At 61.7% G+C, this 24,073-nt stretch carries 23 protein-coding genes; 6 read left to right on the top strand and 17 right to left on the bottom strand.

Annotated features, from left to right (window positions below; translation table 11 throughout):
* Nucleotides 1–113: 113 nt before the first annotated feature.
* Nucleotides 114–1,760 carry a recombinase family protein gene (locus WMO64_RS03560; protein ID WP_349231039.1) on the bottom strand — a complete coding sequence of 549 codons (1,647 nt, stop codon included), beginning with the start codon at nt 1,758–1,760 and terminating at the stop codon, nt 114–116.
* A gap of 382 nt (nt 1,761–2,142) precedes the next feature.
* On the opposite strand from WMO64_RS03560, the gene WMO64_RS03555 reads away from it, so the two are divergent.
* The gene (locus WMO64_RS03555; RefSeq protein ID WP_349231038.1) at nt 2,143–3,441 is read left to right on the top strand and encodes an FAD-dependent oxidoreductase; all 1,299 of its coding nucleotides are present in this window, start codon (nt 2,143–2,145) and stop codon (nt 3,439–3,441) included.
* A gap of 202 nt (nt 3,442–3,643) precedes the next feature.
* Here the strand turns inward: WMO64_RS03555 and hydF are convergent, their stop codons facing one another.
* The 5 genes from hydF to WMO64_RS03530 form a co-directional block, all read right to left on the bottom strand.
* A complete protein-coding gene (gene hydF, locus WMO64_RS03550) occupies nt 3,644–4,876 on the bottom strand; it encodes a [FeFe] hydrogenase H-cluster maturation GTPase HydF (protein ID WP_349231037.1) in 1,233 nt (410 codons plus the stop codon).
* Nucleotides 4,877–4,888: 12 nt separating this feature from the next.
* Complete coding sequence (gene hydG, locus WMO64_RS03545) at nt 4,889–6,307, bottom strand: [FeFe] hydrogenase H-cluster radical SAM maturase HydG (RefSeq protein WP_349231036.1); 1,419 nt, start codon at nt 6,305–6,307, stop codon at nt 4,889–4,891.
* Nucleotides 6,308–6,368: 61 nt separating this feature from the next.
* On the bottom strand, nt 6,369–7,412 hold the full coding sequence (hydE, locus tag WMO64_RS03540; RefSeq protein ID WP_349231035.1) for a [FeFe] hydrogenase H-cluster radical SAM maturase HydE: 1,044 nt from the start codon (nt 7,410–7,412) through the stop codon (nt 6,369–6,371).
* Nucleotides 7,405–7,662, bottom strand: coding sequence for a TM1266 family iron-only hydrogenase system putative regulator (locus WMO64_RS03535; protein WP_349231034.1), 258 nt, complete (start codon nt 7,660–7,662; stop codon nt 7,405–7,407). The genes hydE and WMO64_RS03535 overlap by 8 nt, the downstream gene beginning before the upstream one ends.
* 270 nt (nt 7,663–7,932) lie before the next feature.
* Nucleotides 7,933–8,610 carry a Crp/Fnr family transcriptional regulator gene (locus WMO64_RS03530; protein ID WP_349231121.1) on the bottom strand — a complete coding sequence of 226 codons (678 nt, stop codon included), beginning with the start codon at nt 8,608–8,610 and terminating at the stop codon, nt 7,933–7,935.
* Between the two features lie 129 nt (nt 8,611–8,739).
* Here WMO64_RS03530 and hcp point away from each other — a divergent pair, with 129 nt between their 5' ends.
* A complete protein-coding gene (gene hcp, locus WMO64_RS03525; protein ID WP_349231120.1) occupies nt 8,740–10,380 on the top strand; it encodes a hydroxylamine reductase in 1,641 nt (546 codons plus the stop codon).
* A gap of 165 nt (nt 10,381–10,545) precedes the next feature.
* Here the strand turns inward: hcp and sigK are convergent, their stop codons facing one another.
* From sigK to WMO64_RS03500, 5 genes are all read right to left on the bottom strand, one after another.
* Nucleotides 10,546–11,196, bottom strand: a complete 651-nt coding sequence (sigK, locus tag WMO64_RS03520; protein WP_349231033.1) for an RNA polymerase sporulation sigma factor SigK — start codon at nt 11,194–11,196, stop codon at nt 10,546–10,548.
* Between the two features lie 134 nt (nt 11,197–11,330).
* Nucleotides 11,331–11,747, bottom strand: coding sequence for a DUF2871 family protein (locus WMO64_RS03515; RefSeq protein WP_349231032.1), 417 nt, complete (start codon nt 11,745–11,747; stop codon nt 11,331–11,333).
* Nucleotides 11,748–11,760: 13 nt separating this feature from the next.
* Complete coding sequence (locus tag WMO64_RS03510) at nt 11,761–12,423, bottom strand: hypothetical protein (protein WP_349231031.1); 663 nt, start codon at nt 12,421–12,423, stop codon at nt 11,761–11,763.
* Nucleotides 12,424–12,462: 39 nt separating this feature from the next.
* A complete protein-coding gene (locus WMO64_RS03505) occupies nt 12,463–12,888 on the bottom strand; it encodes a hypothetical protein (RefSeq protein WP_349231030.1) in 426 nt (141 codons plus the stop codon).
* A gap of 126 nt (nt 12,889–13,014) precedes the next feature.
* Complete coding sequence (locus tag WMO64_RS03500) at nt 13,015–13,572, bottom strand: TetR/AcrR family transcriptional regulator (RefSeq protein WP_349231029.1); 558 nt, start codon at nt 13,570–13,572, stop codon at nt 13,015–13,017.
* Between the two features lie 162 nt (nt 13,573–13,734).
* Between WMO64_RS03500 and WMO64_RS03495 the strand changes: the two genes are divergently transcribed.
* The 4 genes from WMO64_RS03495 (at nt 13,735) to WMO64_RS03480 (ending at nt 16,042) form a co-directional block, all read left to right on the top strand.
* Nucleotides 13,735–14,400: a Crp/Fnr family transcriptional regulator gene (locus WMO64_RS03495; RefSeq protein ID WP_349231028.1), complete on the top strand. Its 666-nt coding sequence runs from the start codon at nt 13,735–13,737 to the stop codon at nt 14,398–14,400.
* Between the two features lie 108 nt (nt 14,401–14,508).
* On the top strand, nt 14,509–14,715 hold the full coding sequence (locus WMO64_RS03490; protein WP_294519391.1) for a 4Fe-4S binding protein: 207 nt from the start codon (nt 14,509–14,511) through the stop codon (nt 14,713–14,715).
* Entirely contained in the window at nt 14,712–15,302 is a 591-nt protein-coding gene (locus WMO64_RS03485; RefSeq protein ID WP_349231027.1) for a 4Fe-4S binding protein, read from the top strand. The genes WMO64_RS03490 and WMO64_RS03485 overlap by 4 nt, the downstream gene beginning before the upstream one ends.
* A 50-nt stretch (nt 15,303–15,352) precedes the next feature.
* Nucleotides 15,353–16,042 carry a DNA alkylation repair protein gene (locus WMO64_RS03480; RefSeq protein WP_349231026.1) on the top strand — a complete coding sequence of 230 codons (690 nt, stop codon included), beginning with the start codon at nt 15,353–15,355 and terminating at the stop codon, nt 16,040–16,042.
* A gap of 46 nt (nt 16,043–16,088) precedes the next feature.
* Here WMO64_RS03480 and WMO64_RS03475 read toward each other — a convergent pair whose 3' ends face one another.
* From WMO64_RS03475 to WMO64_RS03450, 6 genes are all read right to left on the bottom strand, one after another.
* Nucleotides 16,089–17,234, bottom strand: coding sequence for a glycerate kinase family protein (locus WMO64_RS03475; protein ID WP_349231025.1), 1,146 nt, complete (start codon nt 17,232–17,234; stop codon nt 16,089–16,091).
* An 82-nt stretch (nt 17,235–17,316) separates the two neighbouring features.
* Nucleotides 17,317–18,588, bottom strand: a complete 1,272-nt coding sequence (gene larA / locus WMO64_RS03470) for a nickel-dependent lactate racemase (RefSeq protein WP_349231024.1) — start codon at nt 18,586–18,588, stop codon at nt 17,317–17,319.
* 122 nt (nt 18,589–18,710) lie between these two features.
* Nucleotides 18,711–19,676 (bottom strand): 4-hydroxythreonine-4-phosphate dehydrogenase PdxA, encoded by a 966-nt coding sequence (pdxA, locus tag WMO64_RS03465; protein WP_349231023.1) that lies wholly within the window; start codon nt 19,674–19,676, stop codon nt 18,711–18,713.
* On the bottom strand, nt 19,676–20,902 hold the full coding sequence (locus WMO64_RS03460) for a four-carbon acid sugar kinase family protein (protein WP_349231022.1): 1,227 nt from the start codon (nt 20,900–20,902) through the stop codon (nt 19,676–19,678). The genes pdxA and WMO64_RS03460 overlap by 1 nt, the downstream gene beginning before the upstream one ends.
* Nucleotides 20,903–20,956: 54 nt before the next feature.
* Nucleotides 20,957–21,961: a 2-keto-3-deoxygluconate permease gene (locus WMO64_RS03455; protein ID WP_294519370.1), complete on the bottom strand. Its 1,005-nt coding sequence runs from the start codon at nt 21,959–21,961 to the stop codon at nt 20,957–20,959.
* Nucleotides 21,962–22,139: 178 nt separating this feature from the next.
* Nucleotides 22,140–24,053 carry a sigma 54-interacting transcriptional regulator gene (locus tag WMO64_RS03450; protein WP_349231021.1) on the bottom strand — a complete coding sequence of 638 codons (1,914 nt, stop codon included), beginning with the start codon at nt 24,051–24,053 and terminating at the stop codon, nt 22,140–22,142.
* Nucleotides 24,054–24,073: the final 20 nt, after the last annotated feature.

The raw sequence follows: 24,073 nt of genomic DNA, 5'->3' as shown, positions 1-24,073 counted from the left end.
ACGGTGCTTTTGCTGTCTCAGTCCTTCTTTTTCCCCTTTCCCGTCGGCTCCTCCATGGCCTGTTCCAGCTTCTGGAGCGCCTTTTTCTCAATGCGGGATACATTCCGCCTGAACTAATGCAAGCATTCGCCGGTGAAAAACGGCGCCGCTTCAGGCGGCGCACTCCCTTGCGGCTGCTGGCTTTGGGCCACTTCGTCCAGTTGGGCGAAGCGGAACTTGATGATGATTTCCTTGTCCTCGGTGAGCTCCACCCGCTCGATGAGGCTCACCAGCAGTTCCCGGCTCTCTCCCGCCGTCTGGATAAACCGCTCCACCAGTTCTCTCGCCCGGTCATCCACTGTGACCGGGCTCTTTTTCTGCAGCTCCATCTCCTGCCGCCGCTCCTCCAGCAGCTTGCGGTCCAGCTTCAACCGGTTGAAGAGCCGTTGAAAGTCCTCCTCAGGCAGCAGGCCGCTGAGCCGGTCGGCGTACACCCGGTCCATGCTGGCGGTGAGGCTGTCGATTCTGGACTGAAGGGCCTGGAGCTCCGCCTCCAGGCTGCTCTGCTTCCTGGCCTCCTCTACCGCCTCCCGCGCCATGGGCAGCAGCTCCTCCGGGTTCAGAAAGCCCCGGCACACCTCCTGCACTCTGGCGATTACCGCGTCGGTCACCGTCTTCTCCTTGATGGAGTGGCAGGTACACACCCCCGCCTTGGTGAACCTCTGGTAGGTGCGGCAGACGAAGTAGAGCACGTCCTCTCCCCTGGTGTTCTTCCGGTTGATGACCGCCAGCGGATAGCCGCACTCATGGCAGAAGATCAGGCCCTTGAGGAGGAAGTCGTAGGTCCGGCTTCTGGTGTGCTTGCGGCTGTTGAGCAGCATCCGCACCCTGTGGAAGGACTCCGCGTCCACCAGAGGCTCGTGGGTGCCCTCCACCACCACCCAGTTGGCCGGGTCCTGCTTCAGGCACTTCTTGGACTTGTAGCTGATCTTCACGCTGCGTCCCTGCACCATGTTGCCGATGTAGGTCTCGTTCTGCAGCATCTCGGAGATGCGCTCACTGCTCCACAGGCCGGTGTAGGGGCCGGGCTTTGCCACCGGCAGATTGGCGTAAGCGGCCGGGGTAGGTATCCCCTCCCGGTTGAGGAGCACCGCGATGTTCCGGGAGCTCATGCCGTCCAGAGCCAGAGCGAAAATCCGCCGCACAATGGGGGCCACTTTCTCGTCAATGACGATTTTGTTTTTCTCCGTGGGGTGCATCTTGTAGCCGTACACCGGCTTGCCGCCGATGAACTCCCCCTTCCGCTGTTTATCACGCTTGACGCTCTTAATCTTCTTGGAGATGTCCTTGGCATACATGTCGTTCATGATGGCCCGGAAGGGCGTAATGTCGTTGGCGGTGGAGTCCACGCCGGTGTCGATGCCGTCCAGCAGGGAGATGTACCGCACCCGGTGCTCCGGGAAGTACCGCTCCATGTAGTGGCCGGTCATGATGTAGTCGCGTCCCAGGCGGGAGAGGTCCTTGGTGATGACCATATTGACCTTCTTGGCCTCAATGTCGGCGATCAGGCGCTGGAAGCTGGGACGGTCAAAATTCGTGCCGCTCCAGCCGTCGTCCACATAGGTGTCGAAAACGGTCAGCCGGTGCTGCTGGACGAACTCCCGCAGCAGGGACTCCTGGTTCTGGACGCTCTGGGATGGTCCCTCGCTCTCATCCTCCTTTGACAGTCTGATATATAAGGCCGCATGGTAGTCCATGGGATTGCTTATCTCTAAGTACATGCTATGCCTCCTGAGATAAGCTGCCATTCATCATGGCAATTGTACCGCGCTTTGAATACTCCGGCTGAGAAAAAGCCGAAAAGAGCGGCAAATGATCTCCCGCGCGTCCTCTTTTCCGCTGAACTCACACCGGACCTGAACCTCTCGCCTTTTCAATCCGCTCACTCCTTTCCTGTGATCTCTCTATTCCTATGTCCACGAAAAGGAGGACTTGCCTGTCCGCGGCATCAGAAGCCGGATTCCATGGGCATAACGGGTTCTGTACTGCCACTCCAGCCGTACCGCTCTGCCATCGCTTGACCAGGATGAATTCAAACAATTGGGGCATAGTTTTCTTCTTTTGAAAAAGACTACCTGTAACATGATCATTTGGAGGAAACGTATGACATCATTATGGGAGCGGACCTGGGAGCATACGAACTTTGCGCCCCTGGAGGGCGATGTGAATACCGATGTGCTGATCATCGGCGGCGGTATGGCAGGCGTTTTGTGCGCCTATCTGCTGCATCATGCCGGGGTACCGTATTTGCTGGCGGAGGCGGAAACAATGTGCAGCGGTATTACAAAAAACACCACCGCCAAGCTCACCAGCCAGCATGGGCTAATCTATAATAAGCTGATTCGGACCTTGGGCGTTGAGCGCGCAAAGGGATACCTCTCTGCCAACCAGGAGGCGCTTCAGAAGTACCGGGTGCTGTGCCGCGGCATCGACTGCGACTTTGAGGAAAAGAGCGCCTACGTCTACGCTCTGAACGACCGCCGGAAACTGGAGCAGGAGATGGCCGCCCTGGAAAAACTGGGCTTCCACGGGGAATTTGCGGAGCATCTGCCCCTTCCCTTCTCCACGGCGGGCGCCGTCAAATTTTCAAACCAGGCCCAGTTCCACCCGTTGAAATTCGTCTCCGCCATCTCAAAGGGCCTGCATATTTACGAGCATACCCCGGTGCAGGAACTGATTGGCACCACGGCAGTGACGGACCGTGGCAAGATTACTGCAAAGAACATCATCGTGGCCACCCACTTCCCTTTTCTCAACAAGCACGGCAGCTATTTTATCAAGCTGTATCAGCGCCGTTCCTATGTTATCGCGCTGGAGCACGCCGCGAATGTGGACGGCATGTATATCGACGAGGCAGAGGACGGCCTGTCCTTCCGCAATTACGGAGACCTGCTACTGATTGGCGGCGGGGGCCACCGCACCGGAAAGCAGGGCGGTGCTTGGAAGGAGCTGCGGGACTTTGCCGGGCGGTATTACCCCAACGCCGCAGAGAAGTACCACTGGGCCACCCAGGACTGCATGAGCCTGGACGGTGTCCCCTATATCGGCCCCTATTCTGTCTCCACCTCCCATCTCTATGTGGCCACCGGCTTCAACAAGTGGGGGATGACCTTCTCCATGGTCTCCGCCATGATTTTGAGCGACCTTGTCCAGGGGAAGAAGAATCCTTATACAGATGTGTTCTCCCCTTCCCGCTCCATTCTCCGCCCCCAGCTGGCTGTCAACGGCCTGGAGGCCATGGTCAGCCTGCTGACCCCCACCTCTAGGCGCTGCCCGCACCTGGGCTGTGCGCTGAAGTGGAACCCTCAGGAGCACACCTGGGACTGCCCCTGCCACGGCTCCCGCTTCACCGAAGAGGGCAAGCTCATTGATAACCCGGCAACGGGAAATCTGGAGCTGTAATTCCCTCTAAAACGCCATCTGCCGGCGGGCATCCAGCAATTCAAACGGATTTCGTCCACCTTTACCGTAAAATCGCTGAAACACAGCAAAAATCCGCCGGGAGCATACGCTCCCAGCGGATTTTTTGTTCTTCTGATCTTACGGCGCCCGATTGGGACCACAAACCGCTCTTTCCAATCATTTTATAGAAATCAGGTCCCCCTCAGATATTTTGGGCGGTCCTGTCGCTGGCGCCTTTCAGCAGGCCGTTCACATCCGGAAAGGGCGCCACCGTCCGCGCCAGGATGCCGTTGAGTAAGGCAATGAGGATGCCGTAGTTGGTGATGGGGATCCCCTGGTCAGCGGCAGAACGCTGGCGGTACTTCATCTCCCGCTCCCCCAGTGTGCAGCCTCCGCAGTGGATCACCAGCTTATAGGGGCTTAAGTCCTCCGGGTACTCCCGGCCGGAGCAGAAGGTATAGTCCGGATTCACGCCTGTGGCCTCATGGATCCAGCGGGGCAGCTTCACTGTGCCGATATCCTCGCACTGGCGGTGGTGGGTACAGCCCTCGGCAACGAGCACCTTGTCCCCATCCTTCAGGTCATATATCGTCTGAGCACCCGCCACAGTGAGGGGCAGGTCCCCCTTGTACCGGGCCATGAGGATAGAGAAAGAGGTGAGAGGCACTGACTCCGGCACGATCTTGGCCACCTTGGCAAAGGCCTGACTGTCGGTGACCACCAGCCGGGGCGGCCTGGCCATCCCATCCAGAGTGATGGCCAGCTCGGTATCCCGGCACACCAGAGCGGAGGCCCCGGCCTCCAGCACATCCCGGATGGTCTGCTGCTGGGGCAAAATCAGCCGTCCCTTGGGGGCAGCCTTGTCGATGGGCACCACCAGCACCACCGTATCCCCGGTCCGGAGCAGATCGGCAATGAGGGGCCGCTTGGGGCCCTCCTGTCCCGCCAGACGGGCGGCCTTCTCCTTCAGCTCGTGGATGTGCAGGCCGGTGAGGGCGCTGACCCACAGGGTGTTCTCCCCCTCCTCCGGCACTGCCTCCAGCAGATCGGCCTTGTTCCAGGCCAGCAGATAGGGGATACCCTTGTCCTTGATGAGAGAGAGCAGATCCTCCTCCGCCTTGCCCAGAGAGGCGGTGGCATCGGCCACCAGGATGGCCAGGTCGGTCTTGTTCAGTACCTGGCGGGTCTTTTTCACCCGCAACTCCCCCAGGGCGCCCTCGTCGTCAATTCCCGGGGTGTCGATGATCTGCACCGGGCCCAGGGGCAGCAGCTCCATGGCCTTGTACACCGGGTCGGTGGTAGTGCCCTTCACGTCGGACACGATGGCCAGATCCTGGCCGGTGAAGGCGTTGACCAGGCTGGACTTGCCGGCGTTGCGCCGGCCGAAAAAGGCAATGTGGACCCGCTCGCCGGCGGGGGTGGCGTTCAGACTCATGGCGCTCCCTCCTCAGAAACGGAAATCCCGCTCGCCCTGGGCGATCTTCACCAGACGGTCGGCCACAATCTCCTTCACCTTGGGATTGGTGATGTAGGCCTGCTGCCGGGCGATAACCTTCTCGCCCACCGCACGGGTCTCGGGGGCGGCGTAGTCCTCCAGATACTCCTTCAGGGTCATCAGGGCGTTGGGCAGGCAGCAGTTCTGGATCTGCCCCGCCTTACACAGGGACATGAACCGGTCGCCGGTGCGGCCCTCCCGGTAGCAGGCGGTGCAGAAGGAGGGCACATAGCCCAGCTCCATGAGCCAGCGGACCACCTGATCCAGGGTGCGGCTATCGGACACGTCGAACTGGGCGGAGGACTCCTCCTCCGGCTCCTTCTCCACATAGCCGCCCACGCTGGTGCGGGAGCCGCCGGAGATCTGGGAGATACCCAGGCCCAGTACCCGCTCCCGCACCTTCTGGCTCTCGCGGGTGGAGATGATCATACCGGTGTAGGGCACCGCCACCCGGATACAGGCCACGATCTTGGCAAAGATGTCGTCGGAGATGCCGTTGTCAAAGGCATTGGGGTCAATATCGTCGGCGGGGCACACCCGGGGCACGCTGATGGTGTGGGGCCCCACCCCAAACACCGCCTCCAGGTGCTCGGCGTGCATCAGCAGGCCGGCAAACTCATAGCGGTACAGCTCCAGGCCGAAGAGCACCCCCAGGCCCACGTCGTCGATGCCCCCCTCCATGGCCCGGTCGTGGGCCTCGGTGTGGTAGGCATAGTTGCTCTTGGGCCCGGTGGGATGGAGCTTCTCATAGCTCTCCTTGTGGTAGGTCTCCTGGAACAGGATGTAGGTGCCGATCCCGGCCTCCTTCAGCTTGCGGTAGTTCTCCACCGTGGTGGCGGCAATGTTCACGTTCACCCGGCGGATGGCGCCGTTCTTGTGCTTGATGGAGTAGATGGTCTTGATGGACTCCAGAATGTACTCCAGGGGATTGTTCACCGGGTCCTCCCCCGCCTCCAAGGCCAGCCGCTTGTGGCCCATGTCCTGGAGGGCGATGACTTCCGCCTTGATCTCCTCCTGGGTCAGCTTCTTGCGGGGGATGTGCTTGTTCTTGGCGTGGTAGGGGCAGTAGAGGCAACCGTTGACGCAGTAGTTGGACAGGTACAGGGGCGCAAACATGACGATGCGGTCGCCGTAGAAGTCCTTCTTGATCTGCTTGGCCAGGTCATAGAGTTCCTGATTCTTGTCCTCCAGCTCACAGGCCAGCAGCACCGAGGCCTCCCGGTGGGTCAGTCCCTTGCGCAGCTTGGCCTTCTCCAGAATGGCGTCGATGACGGCTGCATCATTCTTGTGGGCGTCGGCGTAGGCCAGGCTGTCCAGGATCTCCTGGTGGTCGATAAAGTCCTCTGCTTTTCTGGATTTGGGATCGTACATTGGGATTACTTCCTTTCTTTTGGGTCAGGGTGGGTCCCTTCCCCGTCAGTTTTTCTCTCTCTTATTGATGATTGGGAAAGTCTCCCCGGTGGACGGCCACGGTGCAGCCGATGGCGGCCAGACGTTTCCGCAGACCAGCCAGGTGCTCGGCGGCCTCATCTCCGGTGCGGAGCTTGTTGTCGTAAAGGGTGTACTTATCCCGGGCGGCGGGGGGCGACAGGTTGGGCATTACCACGTTGGCCCCCGCCAGAATGCCCAGCTCCCGGCCCTGGGGGTGGATTGTCCCCAGAGCGGTGGTGGCGGGCAGCAGCACGCGGGGCAGGGTGAGCCGCACCAGGGAGAGCAAGATCAGCGTATCCTCCAGTGTGCCCGCCGGTTCCCCGGCAAAGGGGGTGTCCTTCTGTGGAATAAAGGGGCCCAGTCCCATCATGTGGGGCTGGAAGTCCTGGAGGAAGCAGAAATCCTCCGCCAGGGTGTCCGCGGTCTGTCCGGGGGAGCCCACCATGAAGCCGGCCCCCACCTGGTAGCCGATGTCCTTCAGGGTGCGCAGGCAGCCCAGCCGGTGCTCCAGCGTCAGCTCCGGCGGGTGGAGTTTTCCATAGTGGACGCTGTCCGCCGTCTCGTGGCGGAGAAGATACCGGTCTGCCCCGGCGTCAAACCACAGCTGGTACACTTCCCGCTCAAACTCTCCCAGAGAGAGGGTCACGGCGCAGTCCGGCCACCGGGCCTTGATGGCCGCCACCGTCTCCGCCACCCGGTCCGGGGTGAGCCCGGGGTCCTCGCCCCCCTGGAGTACAAAGGTGCGGAATCCCCAGCCGTACCCCTTCTCACAGCAGGCTAGGACCGTGTCCCGGTCCAGACGGTAACGGGACACATGCCGGTTGTCTCGCCGGATTCCGCAGTACAGGCAGTTGTTTCTGCAAATGTTGCTGCATTCAATAAGCCCTCGGACATAGATCTGGTCGCCGTACCACCGGCGGCGCTCGGCCAGCGCCCGGGCAAAGAGCGCCTCCCGATCCAGGTCATACCGGCGGGCCAGCAGGGTCCGCCACTCCTCACGGCTCAGCCACCGCTGAAGACACAGCTTGTCAAGAAGGTCACGCATCGGGCAGCTTGGAGTAAAGGGCCTTGGCAGTAACACCGGGCAGCATCCCGATCTTGCCGGACAGGCTGCTGATGGCATCCCCCGGGGCGTCCAGCACGATGCTGATAATGTTGATCTCCCGTTTCCGGTAGGGCAGCCCCATCCGACCGATGATATAGTCCTTGTACTGGTGCAGCAGCTGGTTCAGTGGCTCCACTGAGTTCGGATTTTCCACCACGATGCCCAGCAGAGCCACACGGGTCTCTTCCATAGATATCCTCCTCTTCCGCCGGCGCAAAAAAAGCGCACCCGGAAAAGGGTGCGCAAATAAAGCGGCATCGGCCGCCTGTTCCATCTGCATCCCTTCCCCATCAGGGCAGCCGCCCTTCTGCGTCAGCGATATTGTGGTTAGGAGTATACCACATATTCAGATGCTTGAAAAGAACTTTTCGTCCACCTGACCAGAAATTCCCGAAAATTTTCTTCTTCCTTTGGAGTAATTGATGTCCCATATCTCAGGCCCCCGCTGTGGCCTGCCCCTCTAAAACTCCATCTGCCGGTGGGCGCCCAGCAATTCAAACCGGTTTCTGTCCACCTTCAACAGTCCCTCCTTCTGCATCTTGCTCAGCTCGTTTGACAGCGCACTGCGGTCCACGTTGAGGTAGTCGGCCAGCTGCTGGCGGTTAAAGGGGACGGCAAAGCTGCGGCTCCCGCTGCGCACGGCCTGATAGGACAGATAGGACAACAGCCGCCCGCGGATGGACTTGGAGGCGGTGTGAAAAATTTTCCGGGAGAGGTTCAGGTTCTTTTGGGCGGAGAGGGAGAGCAGATTGCGGATCAGCTTGCTGTGGTGGTCGCAGGCATGGGAGCACACCCGGAGGACCCGATCCACATTCAAAAACAGCACCTCTGTGGGCTCAGCGGCCACCACGTTGACCATCAGCGGCTCACTGGAGGCACAGGCGTAGGTCTCGGCAAAGATTTGCCCTGGCCCGATGCTGTCCAGCACGGTGGTATTGCCCCACAGGTCATCGTTTTCAATCAGTACGCTGCCGGACAGGACCACGCCCAGAGATGTGACCACATCTCCTGTGCGGTAGATCATCGCGCCCTTGGAGGACTGCCGCACCTCTGCGCCCAGGCAGGAGAGCATGGCCTCCACCTCCCGGGGCGTGGCGCCGCGAAACAGCGCTGTCTTGGACAGTCCAATAAAATCCATCATAAAAAAGCTCCTTTTGTTGTTTTAACAACATACAGATCGTTCTGACTATAGTATACTCCCCTCAGAAAGTCAAGGGCGACCTGCCCCGCACGAAACCAACCACGGGTTTATGAGGAGAAAATCATGATGGAAAATAAGATGTTTTGTTATCAGTGTCAGGAGACCGCCGGGTGCAAGGGCTGCACCATGTCAGGCGTCTGCGGCAAGAAGCCGGACGTGGCGGCCATGCAGGATCTGCTGGTGTACGTGACCAAGGGGCTGTCCGCCGTGACCACCCGGCTGCGTGCCGAGGGTAAGGATGTGCCCCACGAGGTCAACCATCTGATCACCCTGAACCTGTTCACCACCATTACCAATGCCAATTTTGACAAGGAATCCATTGTGGCCCGCATCCATGCCACTCTGGACACCAAGGAAAAGCTGCTGTCCCAGGTGGAGCACAGGGACGCGCTGCCTCAGGCCGCGGTCTGGACGGCGGACGAGTCCGTCTTTGAGGCCAAGGCCGCCCAGGTGGGCGTCCTGTCCACCAAGGACGAGGACATCCGCTCCCTGAGGGAGCTGATCACCTACGGCCTCAAGGGCCTGTCCGCCTACTCCAAGCACGCCAATGCCCTGTTTCAGGAGGACACCGAGGTGGACGCCTTCCTCCAGCGGGCCCTGGCCGCCACGCTGGACGACAGCCTGACCGTGGACGATCTGGTGGCCCTGACCCTGGAGACCGGTAAGTTCGGCGTATCCGGCATGGCGCTGCTGGACAAGGCCAACACCACCGCCTATGGCAATCCCGAGATCACGAAGGTCAAGCTGGGCGTGGGCAAGAACCCAGGCATCCTGGTCTCCGGCCACGACCTGCGGGATCTGGAGATGCTGCTGGAGCAGACCCAGGGCACCGGCGTGGACGTGTACACCCACTCCGAGATGCTGCCCGCCCACTACTACCCCGCCTTCAAGAAGTATCCCAACTTCGTGGGCAACTACGGCAACGCCTGGTGGAAGCAGAAGGAGGAGTTTGAGTCCTTCAACGGCCCCATTCTCATGACCACCAACTGCATCGTGCCCCCCAAGGACAGCTACAAGGACCGGCTGTATACCACCGGTGCCGCGGGCTACCCCGGCTGCAAGCACATCCCCGGTGAGATTGGCCAGCAGAAGGATTTCTCCGCTCTCATTGAGCACGCAAAGAAGTGCGCGCCCCCCACCGAGCTTGAGAACGGCGAGATTGTGGGTGGCTTTGCCCACGCTCAGGTGCTTGCCCTGGCCGATCAGGTGGTGGAGGCCGTCAAGAGCGGCGCCATCAAGAAGTTCGTGGTCATGGCAGGCTGCGACGGCCGGGCCAAGAGCCGGGACTACTACACCGAGTTCGCCAAGGCCCTGCCCAAGGACACCGTGATCCTCACCGCCGGATGCGCCAAGTATAAGTACAACAAGCTGAACCTGGGCGACATCGGCGGCATCCCCCGCGTGCTGGACGCCGGTCAGTGCAACGACTCCTACTCCCTGGCGGTCATCGCCCTGAAGCTGAAGGAGGTCTTTGGCCTGGACGATATCAACGACCTGCCCATTGTCTACAATATCGCCTGGTATGAGCAGAAGGCCGTCATTGTTCTGCTGGCCCTGCTGTACCTGGGCGTCAAGAACATCCACCTGGGTCCCACCCTCCCTGCCTTCCTCAGCCCCAACGTGGCCAAGGTGCTGGTGGAGAACTTCGGCATCGCCGGAATCGGCACCGTGGAGGACGACCTGAAGCTGTTCTTCCCGGAGGCATAAGCGCTGTTCGGACCGCGCTTTTTCATACGGCAAAACAGATAAATGGCAGCTCATGTTTTTGTGTATTTTGCCGCTTACAATAAGCGCGATACATTCCGTCTGTTTCTGCAATTTTTTGTAAACCCGGAACCCCTTGTCCCACAGGGGTTCCGGGTTTCACTTACATTAGTTCCGGCGGGATACATAGGACCGGGAGATGCCGCAGCGGGCGGCGATCTCCCGCTGGGTCAGGGGGTTCTGGCCGCCCAGGCCATAGCGCAGGCCGATGATCATGGCCTCCCGCTCGTTCAGGCAGTCCCTCACGCACCGGCGCACCTTGATGCAGGACTCCCGGGCGTCCAGATTGTCCAGCATGTCGTCGTCCACACTGATAACATCCATCAGGGAGAGGGAACTCCCGTCCCCGTCCGCCTCCAGCGTGTCCGACAGAGACACCTCCCCCTGCATCTTCTTCCGGCTGCGGAAATGCATCAAAATTTCATTTTCAATGCACCGGCTGGCATAGGTGGCCAGGCGCACGTTCTTATCCGCCTTGAAGGTGGAGATCCCCTTGATGAGCCCGATGGTGCCGATGGAGATCAGGTCGTCCTGGTCGTCGGTCTGGGTGTAATACTTCTTGATGATGTGGGCCACCAGGCGGAGATTGTGCTCGATCAGGACGTTCCGGGCCTCCAGATCCCCGGCGGCGCAGCGCTCCAGGTACATCCGCTCCTCCTCCGCCTTCAGGGGCCGCGGGAAGGAGCCCCCGTTCCCCCCGGAGAGCCGCAGTGTGACGAAGAGCCCGTTGAGCATCAGAAGCAGCCATGCTGTCAGCATACCATCACCCTCCATTTTTCTGCATGGTAAGGTATCCTATTCCTGTCCGGCACGTCCTTATGTTTGTTCCCTGTCCATACAGACGGCCGCCCGGGCGCACATAGTGCACCCGGGCGGCTCTTTTGTGAGGCGGTTTACGTTCCGGCAGACACGGACTTCCGGATCTGGAGGAGAATCAGCAGCAGGCTGATCCCCAGCAGGATATGGCCGATGCCCGCCACGCCGGAGAGCGCGCCGTTCAGGGCGGAGGACAGGCTGGTCCCCAGCACCTGGACCACGCCCCGGAGCAGCAGGGTCAGGCCGGTCAGGTTCAGGCCCACGTGGTACACGGCCAGAACCTTTCCCGTACCGGCGCCGGAAAATCCCACGGCCTTCTCCAGCAGCAGGAGCAGCAGGAAAAAGGCCACGCCAAGGACAAAGTAGTGGGGGTGGATGGCGGAGAGCACAGTGCGGCCCGTGAAGCCGTTGAACTTGGTGAACTCCCGGTAGAACACGCCGAAGATCATGGCGATCACGGCGTAGGCCACGGCAGTATTGGCATAGCGTTTCATACAGAATTCCTCCTTATTTTTCGTTCGTCATGGCCTGGTAGCCGATGAGCACGGTCCACACATAGGCGCAGGTCTTGGGGATCATCAGCATGCCGATCATGGGCACCACGTCGGCCCAGAGGACCACCGGGATATAGAAGGCGAAGCTGAGGACAATGGTCAGCCACATCCAGCGGAAGGCCCGGTCGTTCCGTTCCCCGGCGCTGCGGTAGAACAGGACGATAATCAGCACACCCAGCAGAGCAAAGGGGATGTTCCGCCAGATACCCCAGGACAGAGGTCCGGAGGCGCTGAGCCAGTCGTTCTGGGGCATCATGCACAGGAAAATCCGCAGCCCAGCCAGGATGTACACGGCAGCGGTGACGCCGTGTTTTCCCTGAATCTGATAGCGCTGCCGCCAGACATAGTAGAGGAGCACATAGAAGATGGTCATGGTGATGGAGGTGATCCACTTGCCCAGCCCCAGGGGTACGGTGTAGTGCTCCAGACCGGTGGTGCACAGGGCCACCGCCCGGGGCACCAGGTGGAAGGCATCCCCCGCCCCCAGCACCACGGCCATCACGCCGAAGAGCCGGTACTGGTTCCGGCCTCCGCTGCCCCGGATCATGAGGATACCGATGGTAATGACTGAAATGAGATAGACCACGTCAAACAGGGTCTCTGCAATTGCCTGCATGGTAATGTTCCTTTCCTTGTTTTTCGTTCTTTCTCTATATCAACCGCACGCTGCCGCACGGACCGCCCTCCCGTAGTTCCGGCCGAACAGGCACCCGGCCAGCAGCAGGGCCGCCCCCAGGCCGGAGTAGAACACGGCGATAAACCGCTCCGGCGCCAGGCCGGAGGCCCGCAGGCCGATGCCGCCGGTCATCATCACCGCCATGATGGCAAAGGCCTTTCCGTCAAAAAATTTCAGAAAAAACTGGGGTTTTTCCTCCATGCCCGCAATGCGGCCGGTGTGCTTTTTCACCAGCCTCCCGAAGACAAAGCGCTGGAACAGCACAAAGACCACGGCGGACAGCAGCAGGTTCACCGCTGTGACATAGGCCGGGTAGGCCAGGACGCCGATCCGCAGGATATTGAATCCCGCCGCCCCCCACACCAGGCAGGCCAGCAGCAGGAGGGTATTCTTCTGTACTTTCATATCATATCGCTCCTTATCTGAACGCTGTTCATTTTGACTCTAAAAAAATCCCGCGCCCATCCCCGGGCCACAGGCCCGGAAAGATGGGAGAGCGGGGTATATTCTGCTTCAAGGCTCCGGGGACAATCAGTAGACGGTTCTCCGGATCAGCTCCAGGACGGGGGACGGGTCGTAGTCCTCCCGGAGCAGGGCGGACAGGAAGAGGGAAAACAGGATGTCCGCAAACTTTTCCGCCGTGAATTCACCGTCAAAGGCGCAAGTCCGGACTTTGGGGTCCCGCTTCAGTACGGCGCACAGTCCCCCCAGGATGTGCTGCCAGGTCTGCTCCATCCGCTGTCTGCCGCCGGCCTTCTCCATGCCCAGAAAGCCCATGGAGTGGAGGGTGAAGAACCCGGGATACGCCCGGCAGCCGTACTCCATGCGCCCGTAGATCCAGGAGACGCAGGCCAGGGTGTCCCGGAACACCTCCTCCTGCTCCGGCAGGTGGAAGATGTCGCACCAGACGCTCTCCACCGTGGCGGACACCAGATCGGCCTTGGAGGCAAAGTAGTTGTAGATGGACCCCACCGACACGCCGCAGGCGCCCGCCACGGAGCGGATGCTGACCGCGGACCAGCCCCGGCTGCGGATCAGCTCCCGGCTGGCGGCAAGGATCTCCTCTTTGGATGTGACAACGGTATTCATGGCCCGACCTCCAATATGAACAATGTTCATTATAGCCACGGCACCCTGTCCTGTCAAGTATCCCGCTCAAATTTTTTCTCTTTCCCCATGCCGTTGTATCCGGCATGAAAATCACGTATAATGGGGATATCCTTCGCCGTCAGGCCAACCGAGGTGATAACCATGGACAATCCGGAACATCTGCTGGCCCATACCCTCCCCTTCTGGCCGGAGCTCAGTGCCGAAGAGCAGGATACCCTGAAACGGAGCCTTCTCTCCGCCGCCGTGCCCAAGGGCACGGTCACCCACCGGGCAGACCAGGAGTGCCAGGGCCTGCTTCTGCTCCTGTCCGGCCAGCTGCGGGTGTATCTTCTCTCCGAAGAGGGCCGGGAGGTCACCCTTTACCGGGTAAGAGCGGGAGAACTGTGCGTCATGTCCTCCTCCTGCCTGATGGACGCCATTGTGTTCGACGTGCTGATTGAGGCCATGGAGGACACCCAGGCCGTCACCATCCCGTCGGCCATCCTGTCCCCTATCCTCCAGAACCACCCCAGGGCCGAGCTTTTTCTCTATAAGACAGCCAGCGAGCGGTTCTCCGATATCATGTGGACCATACAGCAGATCCTCTTTATGGGCATTGACCGGCGTGTGGCCATCTTTCTGTGGGATGAGATGCTGCGAAACGGCCCGGTCATCCCCCTTACCCACGACGAGATCGCCCGGTGCATCGGCAGCGCCCGGGAGGTGGTCACCAAGGTGCTCCGCTACTTTTCCCAGGAGGGCATCGTATCCCTCAGCCGGGGCAAGGTGACGGTCACCGACCGGGAAAAGCTGCGCGCCCTGACCTGAAGTGTAAGACAGTCACATACACCGCCCCCCGGTTCCGGTATACTGTACTGGAACCGGGGGGCGTCTGTCTGTCTGCCCGCCTGAAATCAGAGAGTTTTGGAGGTCTGTATGCTGTCAAAACGAGTTGCTGAGGTGAATCGGTCGCGCTGCGTGGCCTGTGGGGCCTGTGCAAAGGAATGTCCCAGAGGCGCTGTGGCGGTCCATCGGGGCTGCTTTGCTGCGGTGGAGCCGGTCCGCTGCGTGGGGTGCGGAAAATGCGCCAAGGTCTGCCCTGCGGACTGCATTACACTGCTGGAACGGGAGGGTCAGGCGTGAAAAAGACACATTGGTACGACTATCTCTGGCTCTGGTCCATTCTGTTCTTTGCCCTGGGCTTTTTCAACATCCTGTTTGCCTGGCTGGGCATGATCGACTTTCTCCTCCCCCTGGCCCTGGCCATTTTTGGGGGGAACAAGTTTTTCTGCAACAACCTGTGCGGACGGGGACAGCTCTTCTCCCTCCTGGGAGGACGGCTGAAGCTGTCCCGCGGAAAGCCCGCGCCCCGCTGGATGGCCTCCAAGGGTTTCCGGTACGGATTCCTGGTCTTTTTCCTGGCCATGTTCGGCAACATGCTGTTCCAGACCTGGCTGGTCTTTGCCGGAGCCTCCTCCCTGCGTGAGGTCATCAAGCTCTTCTGGACCATCCGGGTGCCCTGGGGCTGGACCTATACCGCCGGTATGGTCCCCGACTGGGTGGCCCAGTTCAGCTTCGGCTTCTACAGCCTGATGCTCACCTCCCTGCTCATCGGCCTCATTGTCATGGTCCTCTACCGGCCCAGAACCTGGTGCTCCTTCTGTCCCATGGGCACCATGACCCAGGGCGTGTGCAAGCTCCGGAACCGGGGTTGGAAGGAACAGGCCTGACATACCGCGGATTCTGTGCTATACTGGGAGCACATCACAGCGGAAGGGGTATGGATATGGACACCATACAGGAAAAGCTGTTTGCCCTCCAGGATCTGGACTACCGGCAGTTTCAGGCCAAGCTGATGCCCACCGTGGACCCGGAGCGGGTCATCGGTGTGCGGATGCCCGCCCTGCGGAAGCTGGCAAAGGAGCTGAAGGGCACGGCAGAGGCGGAGGCATTTCTCCAGACGCTTCCCCACCACTACTACGAGGAGAACAACCTCCACGGCCTGCTCCTGTGCGCCCGGTCCGGCTATGAGGAGACAGTGGCAGGACTGGATACCTTTCTCCCCCATGTGGACAACTGGGCCACCTGCGACCTGCTCTCCCCCAGGGCCTTCCGCTCCCACCCGCCCCAGCTCCCCGGGCAGATCCGGCGCTGGCTGGACAGCGGGGACACCTACACCGTCCGCTTCGGCCTGGAGATGCTGCTGTCCCTCTATCTGGACGAGTGTTTCCGCCCGGAGTACCTGGACTGGGCGGCGGAGGTGAGGAGCGAGGAGTACTATGTGCGGATGATGGTGGCCTGGTACTTCGCCACCGCCCTGGCCAAGCAGTACGACGCCGCCCTCCCCTATCTGACACTCCGCCGGCTGGACCAGTGGACCCATAACAAGACCATCCAGAAGGCGGTGGAGAGCTACCGCATCACCCCGGAACAGAAGGACGCGCTCCGGGCTCTGCGGTGGAAATCATAAAAAAACGGAAGGCCTCACGGCCTTCCGTTTTTTGTATTCCGGATGCTCAGCCCTTCAGCTGCTCCGCCGCCTTGATAAGGCGGAGGACATTGTCAGCGGTGAGGGTCATATTCTCCACGCTCTTGTACCGGGAGACCGAGAAGTCCTCGGGCAGGCGATTGATGGAGAACACGGCGGTGACGCCCATGCCGTAGGCCGGGTCGATGTCGTTGTCCGCGCCGCCCACGATGACGGTGACGGGCACGTTCTGGAGCTTGGCCCGCTTGGCCACGCCGATGACCACCTTGCCCCGGAGGGACTGGCTGTCGATCTTGCCCTCGCCGGTAAAGATCATGTCGGCGTCGGCGATGACGTCGGCAAAGCGGACGGTGTCCAGCACGGTCTCAATGCCCATCTGGAGCCGGGAGCCGAAGAAGGCCACCATGCCCGCGCCCATGGCGCCGGCGGCGCCGGAACCGGGCATGAGGGCGATATCCTGGCCCAGATCCCGCTGGATGACCTCGGCCAGGTGCTTGATTCCCTCGTCCAGGAAGAGGACCATCTCCGGGTCGGCGCCCTTCTGGGGGCCGAACACGTGGGAGGCGCCGGTGGGGCCGTACATGGGGTTGTCGATGTCGCACATGGTGACGATCTCCACGCCCTCCAGGCTCTTGTCCCGGCCGGACATGTCGATGCGGGCAATCTCATGGGTGGTACCGCCGGTGGGCACAAAGGTCTCGCCCTTGTCGTTGTAGAACTTCACGCCCACAGCGGCGGCCGCGCCGCAGCCGCCGTCGTTGGTGGAGCTGCCGCCCAGGCCCACGATGATCTTCTTCACGCCCCTGGCCGCCGCGGCCAGGATCAGCTGGCCCACGCCGTAGGTGGTGGTCTTGCGGGGGTCCTTCCGGTCCTCCACCAGGGGCAGGCCGGCACAGGCGGCCATCTCGATGACAGCGGTCTCGCCGTTGTCGATGAGGCCGTAGAAGCCCTCCATGTCCTCAAAGTAGGGGTTCTTGACGGTGACCTTCACCTTCTCGCCGCCCAGGGCGGTGAGGAAGCAGTCCACGCTGCCCTCGCCGCCGTCGGCCACGGGGATGGACACCACCTGGCAGCCGGGGAAGTGCTCGGCCACCTTGCCGCCGATGATCTCGCAGATCTGGGCGGAGGACAGAGTGCCCTTGAAGGAGTCGGGAATCAGGACAACTTTTTTCACATATATTCCCCCTGAAGTGGAAAAGCCCGCCGCCGCACCTGCGGCGGCGGGCTCCCGTTGAATTTTGTCTGCCGGTTCAGGCTCAGATGACGATGACGGACACGCCGTCGGGGATGGCGCAGATGCTGGCGTTGGGGTTGCCCACGATCTCCTCGGCCTTCTTCAGGGCCTCCTCCAGGGAGTGGGCGGGGATCATGTGCAGGTCGGACACCATGTCGTCGGGGGCGTCGGAGATGTAGATGACGGTGGCGCGCATGAGCAGGCGGGCGAAGATCTGGGACTGCCACTGGTCAATGCGGGTCTGGTCCTTGGGGGTGGCCAGGAAGGTGGCCATCATCCGCTTCAGGTCCTTCTCCTCTTTGAAGGTCTTGTAGAACTCGGCGCCGCCGTGGCCGTCGTTGGACTTGGCCATCATGATGATGACGCCGCCCTCCTTGACGGTGGCCTCGGCCGCGGTCATGCCCTTGACGGCCTGGTAGATGTTCTGGTCCAGGGGGTAGCCGCCGTTGGTGGAGATGACGATGTCGCTCATGACGGCGTCCACCTTGCACTTGGAGCTGAGGAACTCACGACCGGCGATGTGGGCCTGGTCCACGTCGCCGGAGACGGCGTAGATGACCTCCTTGTCGGAGTTGATGACCACGTTGCAGATAAAGGCCAGATGGGCGGCCCGGGCGGCGTAGAGCATGTCGATGTGGATGGGGTTGCCGTCCACGATGCCGGTGCGGGCCCGGTCGCTGGCGATGAACTCGGCGTTGTGGTTGTAGATGACGGTCTTGCGGCTGGCGATGCCGGGCAGGATGCTCTTGCGGCCGCCCGAGAAGCCGGCGAAGAAGTGGGGCTCGATGAAGCCCTCGGCCACCAGCAGGTCGGTCTCCACAGCCAGGCGGTCGATGATCAGCTCGCCGCCGGAGGGCAGCTTGCCCAGGCTGACCTGAGTGGGATCGTCGCAGTCGTGGACCACGATTTTCTCCTTCTCCACGATCTCGGGGCCGAACTTGTTGATGAGCTCCTCCTTGGTGGTCTCACGGTGGCAGCCGGTGGAGATGAGGATGGTGATGTCGGCGTCGGGGTTGCCCTTGCGGATTTCAGCGAGCATCTGGGGCATGATGATCTTGCTGGGCACGGGACGGGTATGGTCGCTGGCGATGACCACCACCTTCTTCTTGCCCTCAGCCATGACGGACAGCTTGGGGGTGCCGATGGGGTGCTCCAGGGCCTGGCAGACCAGCTCCTCCTGGGACAGCTCAGGCTTGTAGTCGTGCATCTCGGAGGTCAGGACGGCGCTCAGCCGCTCCTGAGGGATGTCGATGGACAGGGTCTCCTTGCCATAAGGGAACTGAATGACGGGCATGGGTATTTCCTCCTTCACTGTGTTGGACGGCAATACAGGGCGGCGCAGGAGCCGCGCCCCACGTAAGAGAGAATGGTGGGGGCGGTCCTGATCGCCGCCCCGCGTACGACCGTCTATGTTTCTCAGAGCTTCTCGCCGATCTCAATGGCCTTGAGCAGGCTGTCCTCTTTTGCAATGCCCTTGCCCGCAATGTCAAAGGCAGTGCCGTGGTCCACGCTGGTGCGCACCACGTCCAGGCCAACGGTGATGTTGACGCCCGAGTCAAAGGCCAGCATCTTCAGGGGGATGTGCCCCTGGTCGTGGTACTGGGCCACCACCATGTCGAACTCGCCCTTTACCGCCCGCAGGAACACGGTGTCCGGCGGCACGGGTCCGGTGACGTTGATGCCCTCGGCCTTGCAGGCCTCCACGGCGGGGCCGATCTCCTTGATCTCCTCGTCGCCAAAGATGCCGTTCTCGCCCGCGTGGGGGTTGAGGCCGGCCACCGCGATGCGGGGATTCTCGTATCCCACCTTTTTCAGGGTGTCCCAGGCCAGGTGGATCACGTCCATCTCCCGCTGCTTGGTGCACAGGTCGCAGGCCTGGCGGAGGGAGACGTGGGTGGTGACATGGATGGCCTTCAGCTTGTCGCTCCACAGCAGCATGGCGAAATGGTCGCCGTGGGTGAATTCGCCAAAGATCTCCGTGTGGCCGGCGTAGTTGTACCCGGCCAGGTGGAGGGCCTCCTTGTTGAGGGGGGCGGTGACCACGGAGGTGATCTCCTTGGCCAGGGCCGCGTCAATGGCCGCCTTCACGTAGAGGAAGGCGCACTTGCCGCCTGTGGCGCAGACCTTACCCACCGTAATGTCCTCCAGGGCGATGGGATTGGGGTCCACCACGTTGAGGCAGCCGTCTGCCGCCTCCGCCCCGTGGGAGACTGTACGGATGGTAAAGCCGTAGCCGAACTTCTCGTTGTAGTGCGCCAGCAGCGCGGCGCTGCCGAAGACCAGGCAGCGGTCCAGGTAGTCGCCTCTGGTTTTCAGCGCTTTCAGAATGATTTCCGGGCCGATCCCGCAGGGATCGCCCATGGTAATGCCAAAACGAGCCATTACTCGGGGATCACCTCCTTCAGTTTTCTCAGAGCAAAGGTGATGGCGTCCTCCTTGCCGAAGGCGCCCGCCTTGGTGACCACCTTCAGCCCGGCGAAGGGACCGCCGGACAGGCGCATCATGGGGATGCCCACCGCGATCTCGGTGACAATGGAGGAGCCCAGGCTCCGGGCCTCCATGAAGAAGCCCAGGGCGGTGTCGCCGCCGGTGAGGAACAGGCCGGACACCGGGGTCTGTTCCAGGATGAGCCGGGTCATCCTGCCCATGACCATCTGGGTGTAGCCGCTGACCTGCTCCCGGTTCAGGTTCAGCTTCTCGCCCACCGCCACCGAGCGGTCCAGCTCGGCCCGGTTGCAGGAGGCGGAGGAGGCCAGGATGGCGTCCTTGCCCTCCTTCAGCAGCGCCACGGTCTGCTCCACGTAGGTCTCCAGCTTCTGCTCGCCGGTGAGCAGCTCGGGAATGGGCACGCTGACCAGGGGGATGCCCTCCCCGGCGGCAAAGTTGACCTGCTCCCGGCTGACGGCGCTGACGCTGGCCACCACGGCCAGGGCCGGGGGCACGTCCACCTCCACGCCCAGCAGATGGTCCGCCATGGCGGCGGTGCCCACCCACAGCGTCCGCTTCCCGGTGGCCACAGCCGCCCGGATGACAGAGCGCAGGTCCGCGTTGGTGGCGCTGTCGCAGGTGAAGACCCGGCCGCCGGAGAAGTCGATCTCCCCGGCGGACACCTTGTCCTCGGAGATATGGGTCACCGGCTCATCGTACACCGCCTGAAGCAGCTTGGTGATGTTGTCCTCCGTGACAGGGGTCTTGGGGTCCTTGGCCAGCTCGGTGCGGGTGATGGGGATTCCCTTGAGCAGGTGCACGCCCCCCACCGTGGTGCGGCCCAGGTCGGGCAGGGCCGGGGCAAAGACCACCAGCTCGCTGCCGTACAGCTGATCCACGGCCTTGATCTCGGCGGCCACGCTGCCCCGGAGAGTGGAGTCCACCTTTTTCATCACCCGGCCGAAGGACGTCAGGTCCACGCCCTTCAGTCCGGCGCGGACCGCGGCGGCAGCCTCCTCCGGCCCCAGGGCCCTGGACTCGGTGTCCAGGACGAAGGAGCCCTCGGAGGCGATAAAGTCGCTGGAGAAAACCACGCTGGTGGGGACGCCCCGCCGCTTCAGCTGTACGCCTGTGTCATTGGCGCCGGTAAAGTCATCCGCAACGATCAGATATCTGTTCAACGGGGTTCCCTCCTATGTACGAATCGTATACGTCTGTGCTGTCCGGACGGTCAATCAGACCATCTCGCCGTCAATGGCAGCCTTCTCCCGGTTGTCATCCACATAGCGCTCGGGGTGCTTCTTCCGCTCCACGCGGTCCAGGAAGGTGACCAGCAGGGGGCAGAGGATGGCGGTGACGATGATGGCGGCGGAAATCTGGACGGTGGCGGAGGCGGCCACAATGGCCAGAGTGGGGTCTGCGTTGGCCAGAGCCTCAGGGGTAGCGGCGGCGTTGCCGGCGGTGGTGCCGATGGCGGCGCCCACCTGGGGACGCTTCACGCGGCCGATCTTATACACCAGGTAGCCGATGAGGCCGGTGACAGCGGTGCAGACCACGCCCAGCAGGATGCCGGGGAGACCGGCGCTGATCAAGTTGGTGAAGGTGAGGCCGGCGCCCAGAGGGAAGGCGAAGAAGGGGATCATGATGGTGGCGCCGGGGGCGCAGAACTCCCGGATGTCCTCGTCGATGTTGCCCAGGATGCAGCCAACCACGATGGGGAGCACGCAGCCAACCAGGGTCATGAAGGGGATGTCGGCCATACCGGTGGCGCCCAGGGCCACCATGGTGAAGAAGGGACCGTCGTTGATGGACAGGATGGACACGGCGCCCACGTCGGTCTCGTCGCCGAACTCACCGGCCAGAGCGGCGTACAGGCCGCCGTTGGAGTTGGAGATGGCGCCCACGATGGCCAGAGGCGCGATGCCCAGGATGCCGTTGGGACCCCAGATCTTGTTGACCAGCACGCCCAGGATAATGCCCAGGCCGACCTTGACAACGGTCAAGACCACGCCCTTGGCCAGGGGGATACCGGCCCGCTTGACGTTGATCTGCGCGCCGTTGCAGAACAGGAACACTGCCAGGATGGGCATGGCGCCCGACTTCCACAGGTAGGACGTGAAGGTGCCGCTGCCGCCCAGGGTGATCAGGCCGGGCAGCCAGGTGTTGAAGGCAGCACCCAGAAGCAGGGGGACGATCATCAGACCGCCGGGGACTTTCTTGACCATTTTCAGAATATGCATTACGAAATCCCTCCTATTCAGCTTTGCCCGTCTCTCTCCGGGCCACGTACTATGTTTCAATGCAAATCCTGTGCCAAGTCGAAAACCCCTTATTTCCAGGAATTTTATGAACAAACTGCAAACAAGTGTTTAATATTGCAACGCATTTGTGTTTTAATTTGCAACTCATGTTGCTTTTTTAAACAGTACTTGTCTGCTCCTTGAGTCTTCTCCATAGAGTTGTACGATTTATGCCAAGAATTTCACAAGTCTTTTGGATATTTCTCCCTGTCCTCTGATAGACCATCTCAATGTACTTCTGCTCCAGGCTCCGCAGATCCAGCCCGTCCCAGTCAGGCGGGAGCACGTCGGTGCACACCGGCGCGCTCTCCTGCGCCGGCGGCTGGGCGGAGCGGTTCTCCGCCTCCCGCTCGGCCAGGATGGCGTCAAAAGAGGACAGGATGACGCACCGCTCGATGAGCCCCTCCAGCTCCCGGATGTTGCCCTCATACTTCCGGTTGAGCAGATAGCGCTCCACATCCGGGGTGGGCTCCAGCAGGGGCTTGCCGTATTTCTCCGAGTATTTGCGGATAAAGTAGCGGGTCAGGGCGGGGATGTCCTCCCGGCGGCGGTCCAGGGGCGGGATGCGGAGGGTGAGCACGTTGATGCGGTAGTACAGGTCCTTGCGGAACCGGCCCTCCTCCATCTCCCGCTTCAGGTACTTGTTGGAGGCGGTGATGATCTTCACGTCAATGGGGATGACCCGGCCGCCGCCCAGGCGCATGACCTGCTTCTCCTGGAGCACCCGGAGCAGGCGGCCCTGGAGCTCCATGGGGATCTCGCTGATCTCGTCCAGGAACAGCGTGCCGTTGTGGGCCAGCTCGAACATGCCGGTCTTGCCCTTTTTCCGTGCGCCGGTGAAGGAGCCCTCCTCATATCCGAAGAACTCGCTCTCGATCAGAGACGGGGCGATGGCCGCGCAGTTCACCGCCACAAAGGGCCCCAGGTGGCGGCGGCTGTAGTTGTGGATGCTCTGGCAGAACAGCTCCTTGCCCACGCCGGAGGCGCCGCAGATGTGGATGGGGGTATCGTACATGGCGAATTTCTTGGCGGTCTTGATGCACTCGGCGATCTGGCGGCTGGCGTAGACGATGTCGTCAAAGGTGTACTTGGCGATAAACCCCTTCTCGCTCATGGAGCGTCGGATCTTCTCCTCCAGGTTCTGCACCTCGGTGACGTCCTGGAAGGTGGCCACCGCCCCCTTCACCTCCCCGTCCACCGTGATGGGCACCCGGTTGGTGACGATACGGGAGTCCCACAGGTTCTGCAACTCCCCCAGCTGGGGGATTCCGGTGGCCAGGATCTCGGGCAGCTTGGTGTTGGGCACCACGTCGGAGATGAGCCGTCCCCTGGCCCGCTCCTGGGGCACACCGAACACCTGCTCCGCCCGGCGGTTGTAAACCGTAATCTTCTCGTTCTCATCGATGGCGATGATGGCGTCGTGGACAAAGTCGGTGATGGTGGCGATCTGCTGGGCCCGGCGCTTCTCCTCTTTCGTGGCCCGGAGGATCCGCCGGGCCTCCTGGATGGCGGTGTGGATGGAGGCCTTCTGGGACTGGATCATGATGCCGTTGCAGTTGAGCTCCCGGATGATGCGGGTGATATTGGCGTCGCCGATGTAGGTCTTGATGCCCCGGCGCTTGTGGTCCTCAATGACGGCGTAGATGTCGCTCTCCCGCTTCAGCTCCACCAGCACCACCGGGTTGGGCAGCAGTTTGCGCAGCAGGTCGTACCCGTCCACCACGTTGGAATAGCCCACCACACCGATGGTCTCGTTGGGGTCGTCCACCTGCTCAAAGCTCTGGAGCACGTCGTAGGCCGACACCTTGATCTCCACCACCGGGATGGGGAAGGCCTCCTTCACCAACTGGTAGGTGCCGCCCCGGCTGACGATCAGCTCGGCGCCCTGGGCGATGGCCTGGCGGGCCACCTCCACACCCTCGCTCATGCTGCCCAGCAGCACCTCCACGTTGTGGTAGCCCTGCTCCCGGACGATCTCCTCCGCCCGCTCCTTCATCTCCCGCAGGGGCGTCAGCACCACGATCTCCTTCACAGCTCTCTCTCCTTCCGGGG

It is taken from the genome of Pseudoflavonifractor intestinihominis, assembly GCF_040096055.1.
In the GTDB taxonomy this organism is placed as follows: domain Bacteria; phylum Bacillota; class Clostridia; order Oscillospirales; family Oscillospiraceae; genus Pseudoflavonifractor; species Pseudoflavonifractor intestinihominis.
The sequence above is the reverse complement of the archived record's forward strand: the minus strand, read 5'-3'. Positions and strand labels throughout refer to the sequence as shown.

Coding starts and splice junctions, on each gene's coding strand:
- WMO64_RS03500 (WP_349231029.1), bottom strand. CDS start 13,572: ATGAATACCGTTGTCACATCCAAAGAGGAGATCCTTGCCGCCAGCCGG.
- WMO64_RS03555 (WP_349231038.1), top strand. CDS start 2,143: ATGACATCATTATGGGAGCGGACCTGGGAGCATACGAACTTTGCGCCC.
- WMO64_RS03535 (WP_349231034.1), bottom strand. CDS start 7,662: ATGGAAGAGACCCGTGTGGCTCTGCTGGGCATCGTGGTGGAAAATCCG.
- hydF (WP_349231037.1), bottom strand. CDS start 4,876: ATGAGTCTGAACGCCACCCCCGCCGGCGAGCGGGTCCACATTGCCTTT.
- larA (WP_349231024.1), bottom strand. CDS start 18,588: ATGCCCGTCATTCAGTTCCCTTATGGCAAGGAGACCCTGTCCATCGAC.
- pdxA (WP_349231023.1), bottom strand. CDS start 19,676: ATGGCTCGTTTTGGCATTACCATGGGCGATCCCTGCGGGATCGGCCCG.
- WMO64_RS03510 (WP_349231031.1), bottom strand. CDS start 12,423: ATGCAGGCAATTGCAGAGACCCTGTTTGACGTGGTCTATCTCATTTCA.
- hydE (WP_349231035.1), bottom strand. CDS start 7,412: ATGCGTGACCTTCTTGACAAGCTGTGTCTTCAGCGGTGGCTGAGCCGT.
- WMO64_RS03490 (WP_294519391.1), top strand. CDS start 14,509: ATGCTGTCAAAACGAGTTGCTGAGGTGAATCGGTCGCGCTGCGTGGCC.
- sigK (WP_349231033.1), bottom strand. CDS start 11,196: ATGCTGACAGCATGGCTGCTTCTGATGCTCAACGGGCTCTTCGTCACA.
- WMO64_RS03455 (WP_294519370.1), bottom strand. CDS start 21,961: ATGCATATTCTGAAAATGGTCAAGAAAGTCCCCGGCGGTCTGATGATC.
- WMO64_RS03515 (WP_349231032.1), bottom strand. CDS start 11,747: ATGAAACGCTATGCCAATACTGCCGTGGCCTACGCCGTGATCGCCATG.
- hydG (WP_349231036.1), bottom strand. CDS start 6,307: ATGTACGATCCCAAATCCAGAAAAGCAGAGGACTTTATCGACCACCAG.
- WMO64_RS03530 (WP_349231121.1), bottom strand. CDS start 8,610: ATGGATTTTATTGGACTGTCCAAGACAGCGCTGTTTCGCGGCGCCACG.
- WMO64_RS03480 (WP_349231026.1), top strand. CDS start 15,353: ATGGATATGGACACCATACAGGAAAAGCTGTTTGCCCTCCAGGATCTG.
- WMO64_RS03505 (WP_349231030.1), bottom strand. CDS start 12,888: ATGAAAGTACAGAAGAATACCCTCCTGCTGCTGGCCTGCCTGGTGTGG.
- hcp (WP_349231120.1), top strand. CDS start 8,740: ATGGAAAATAAGATGTTTTGTTATCAGTGTCAGGAGACCGCCGGGTGC.
- WMO64_RS03560 (WP_349231039.1), bottom strand. CDS start 1,760: ATGTACTTAGAGATAAGCAATCCCATGGACTACCATGCGGCCTTATAT.
- WMO64_RS03495 (WP_349231028.1), top strand. CDS start 13,735: ATGGACAATCCGGAACATCTGCTGGCCCATACCCTCCCCTTCTGGCCG.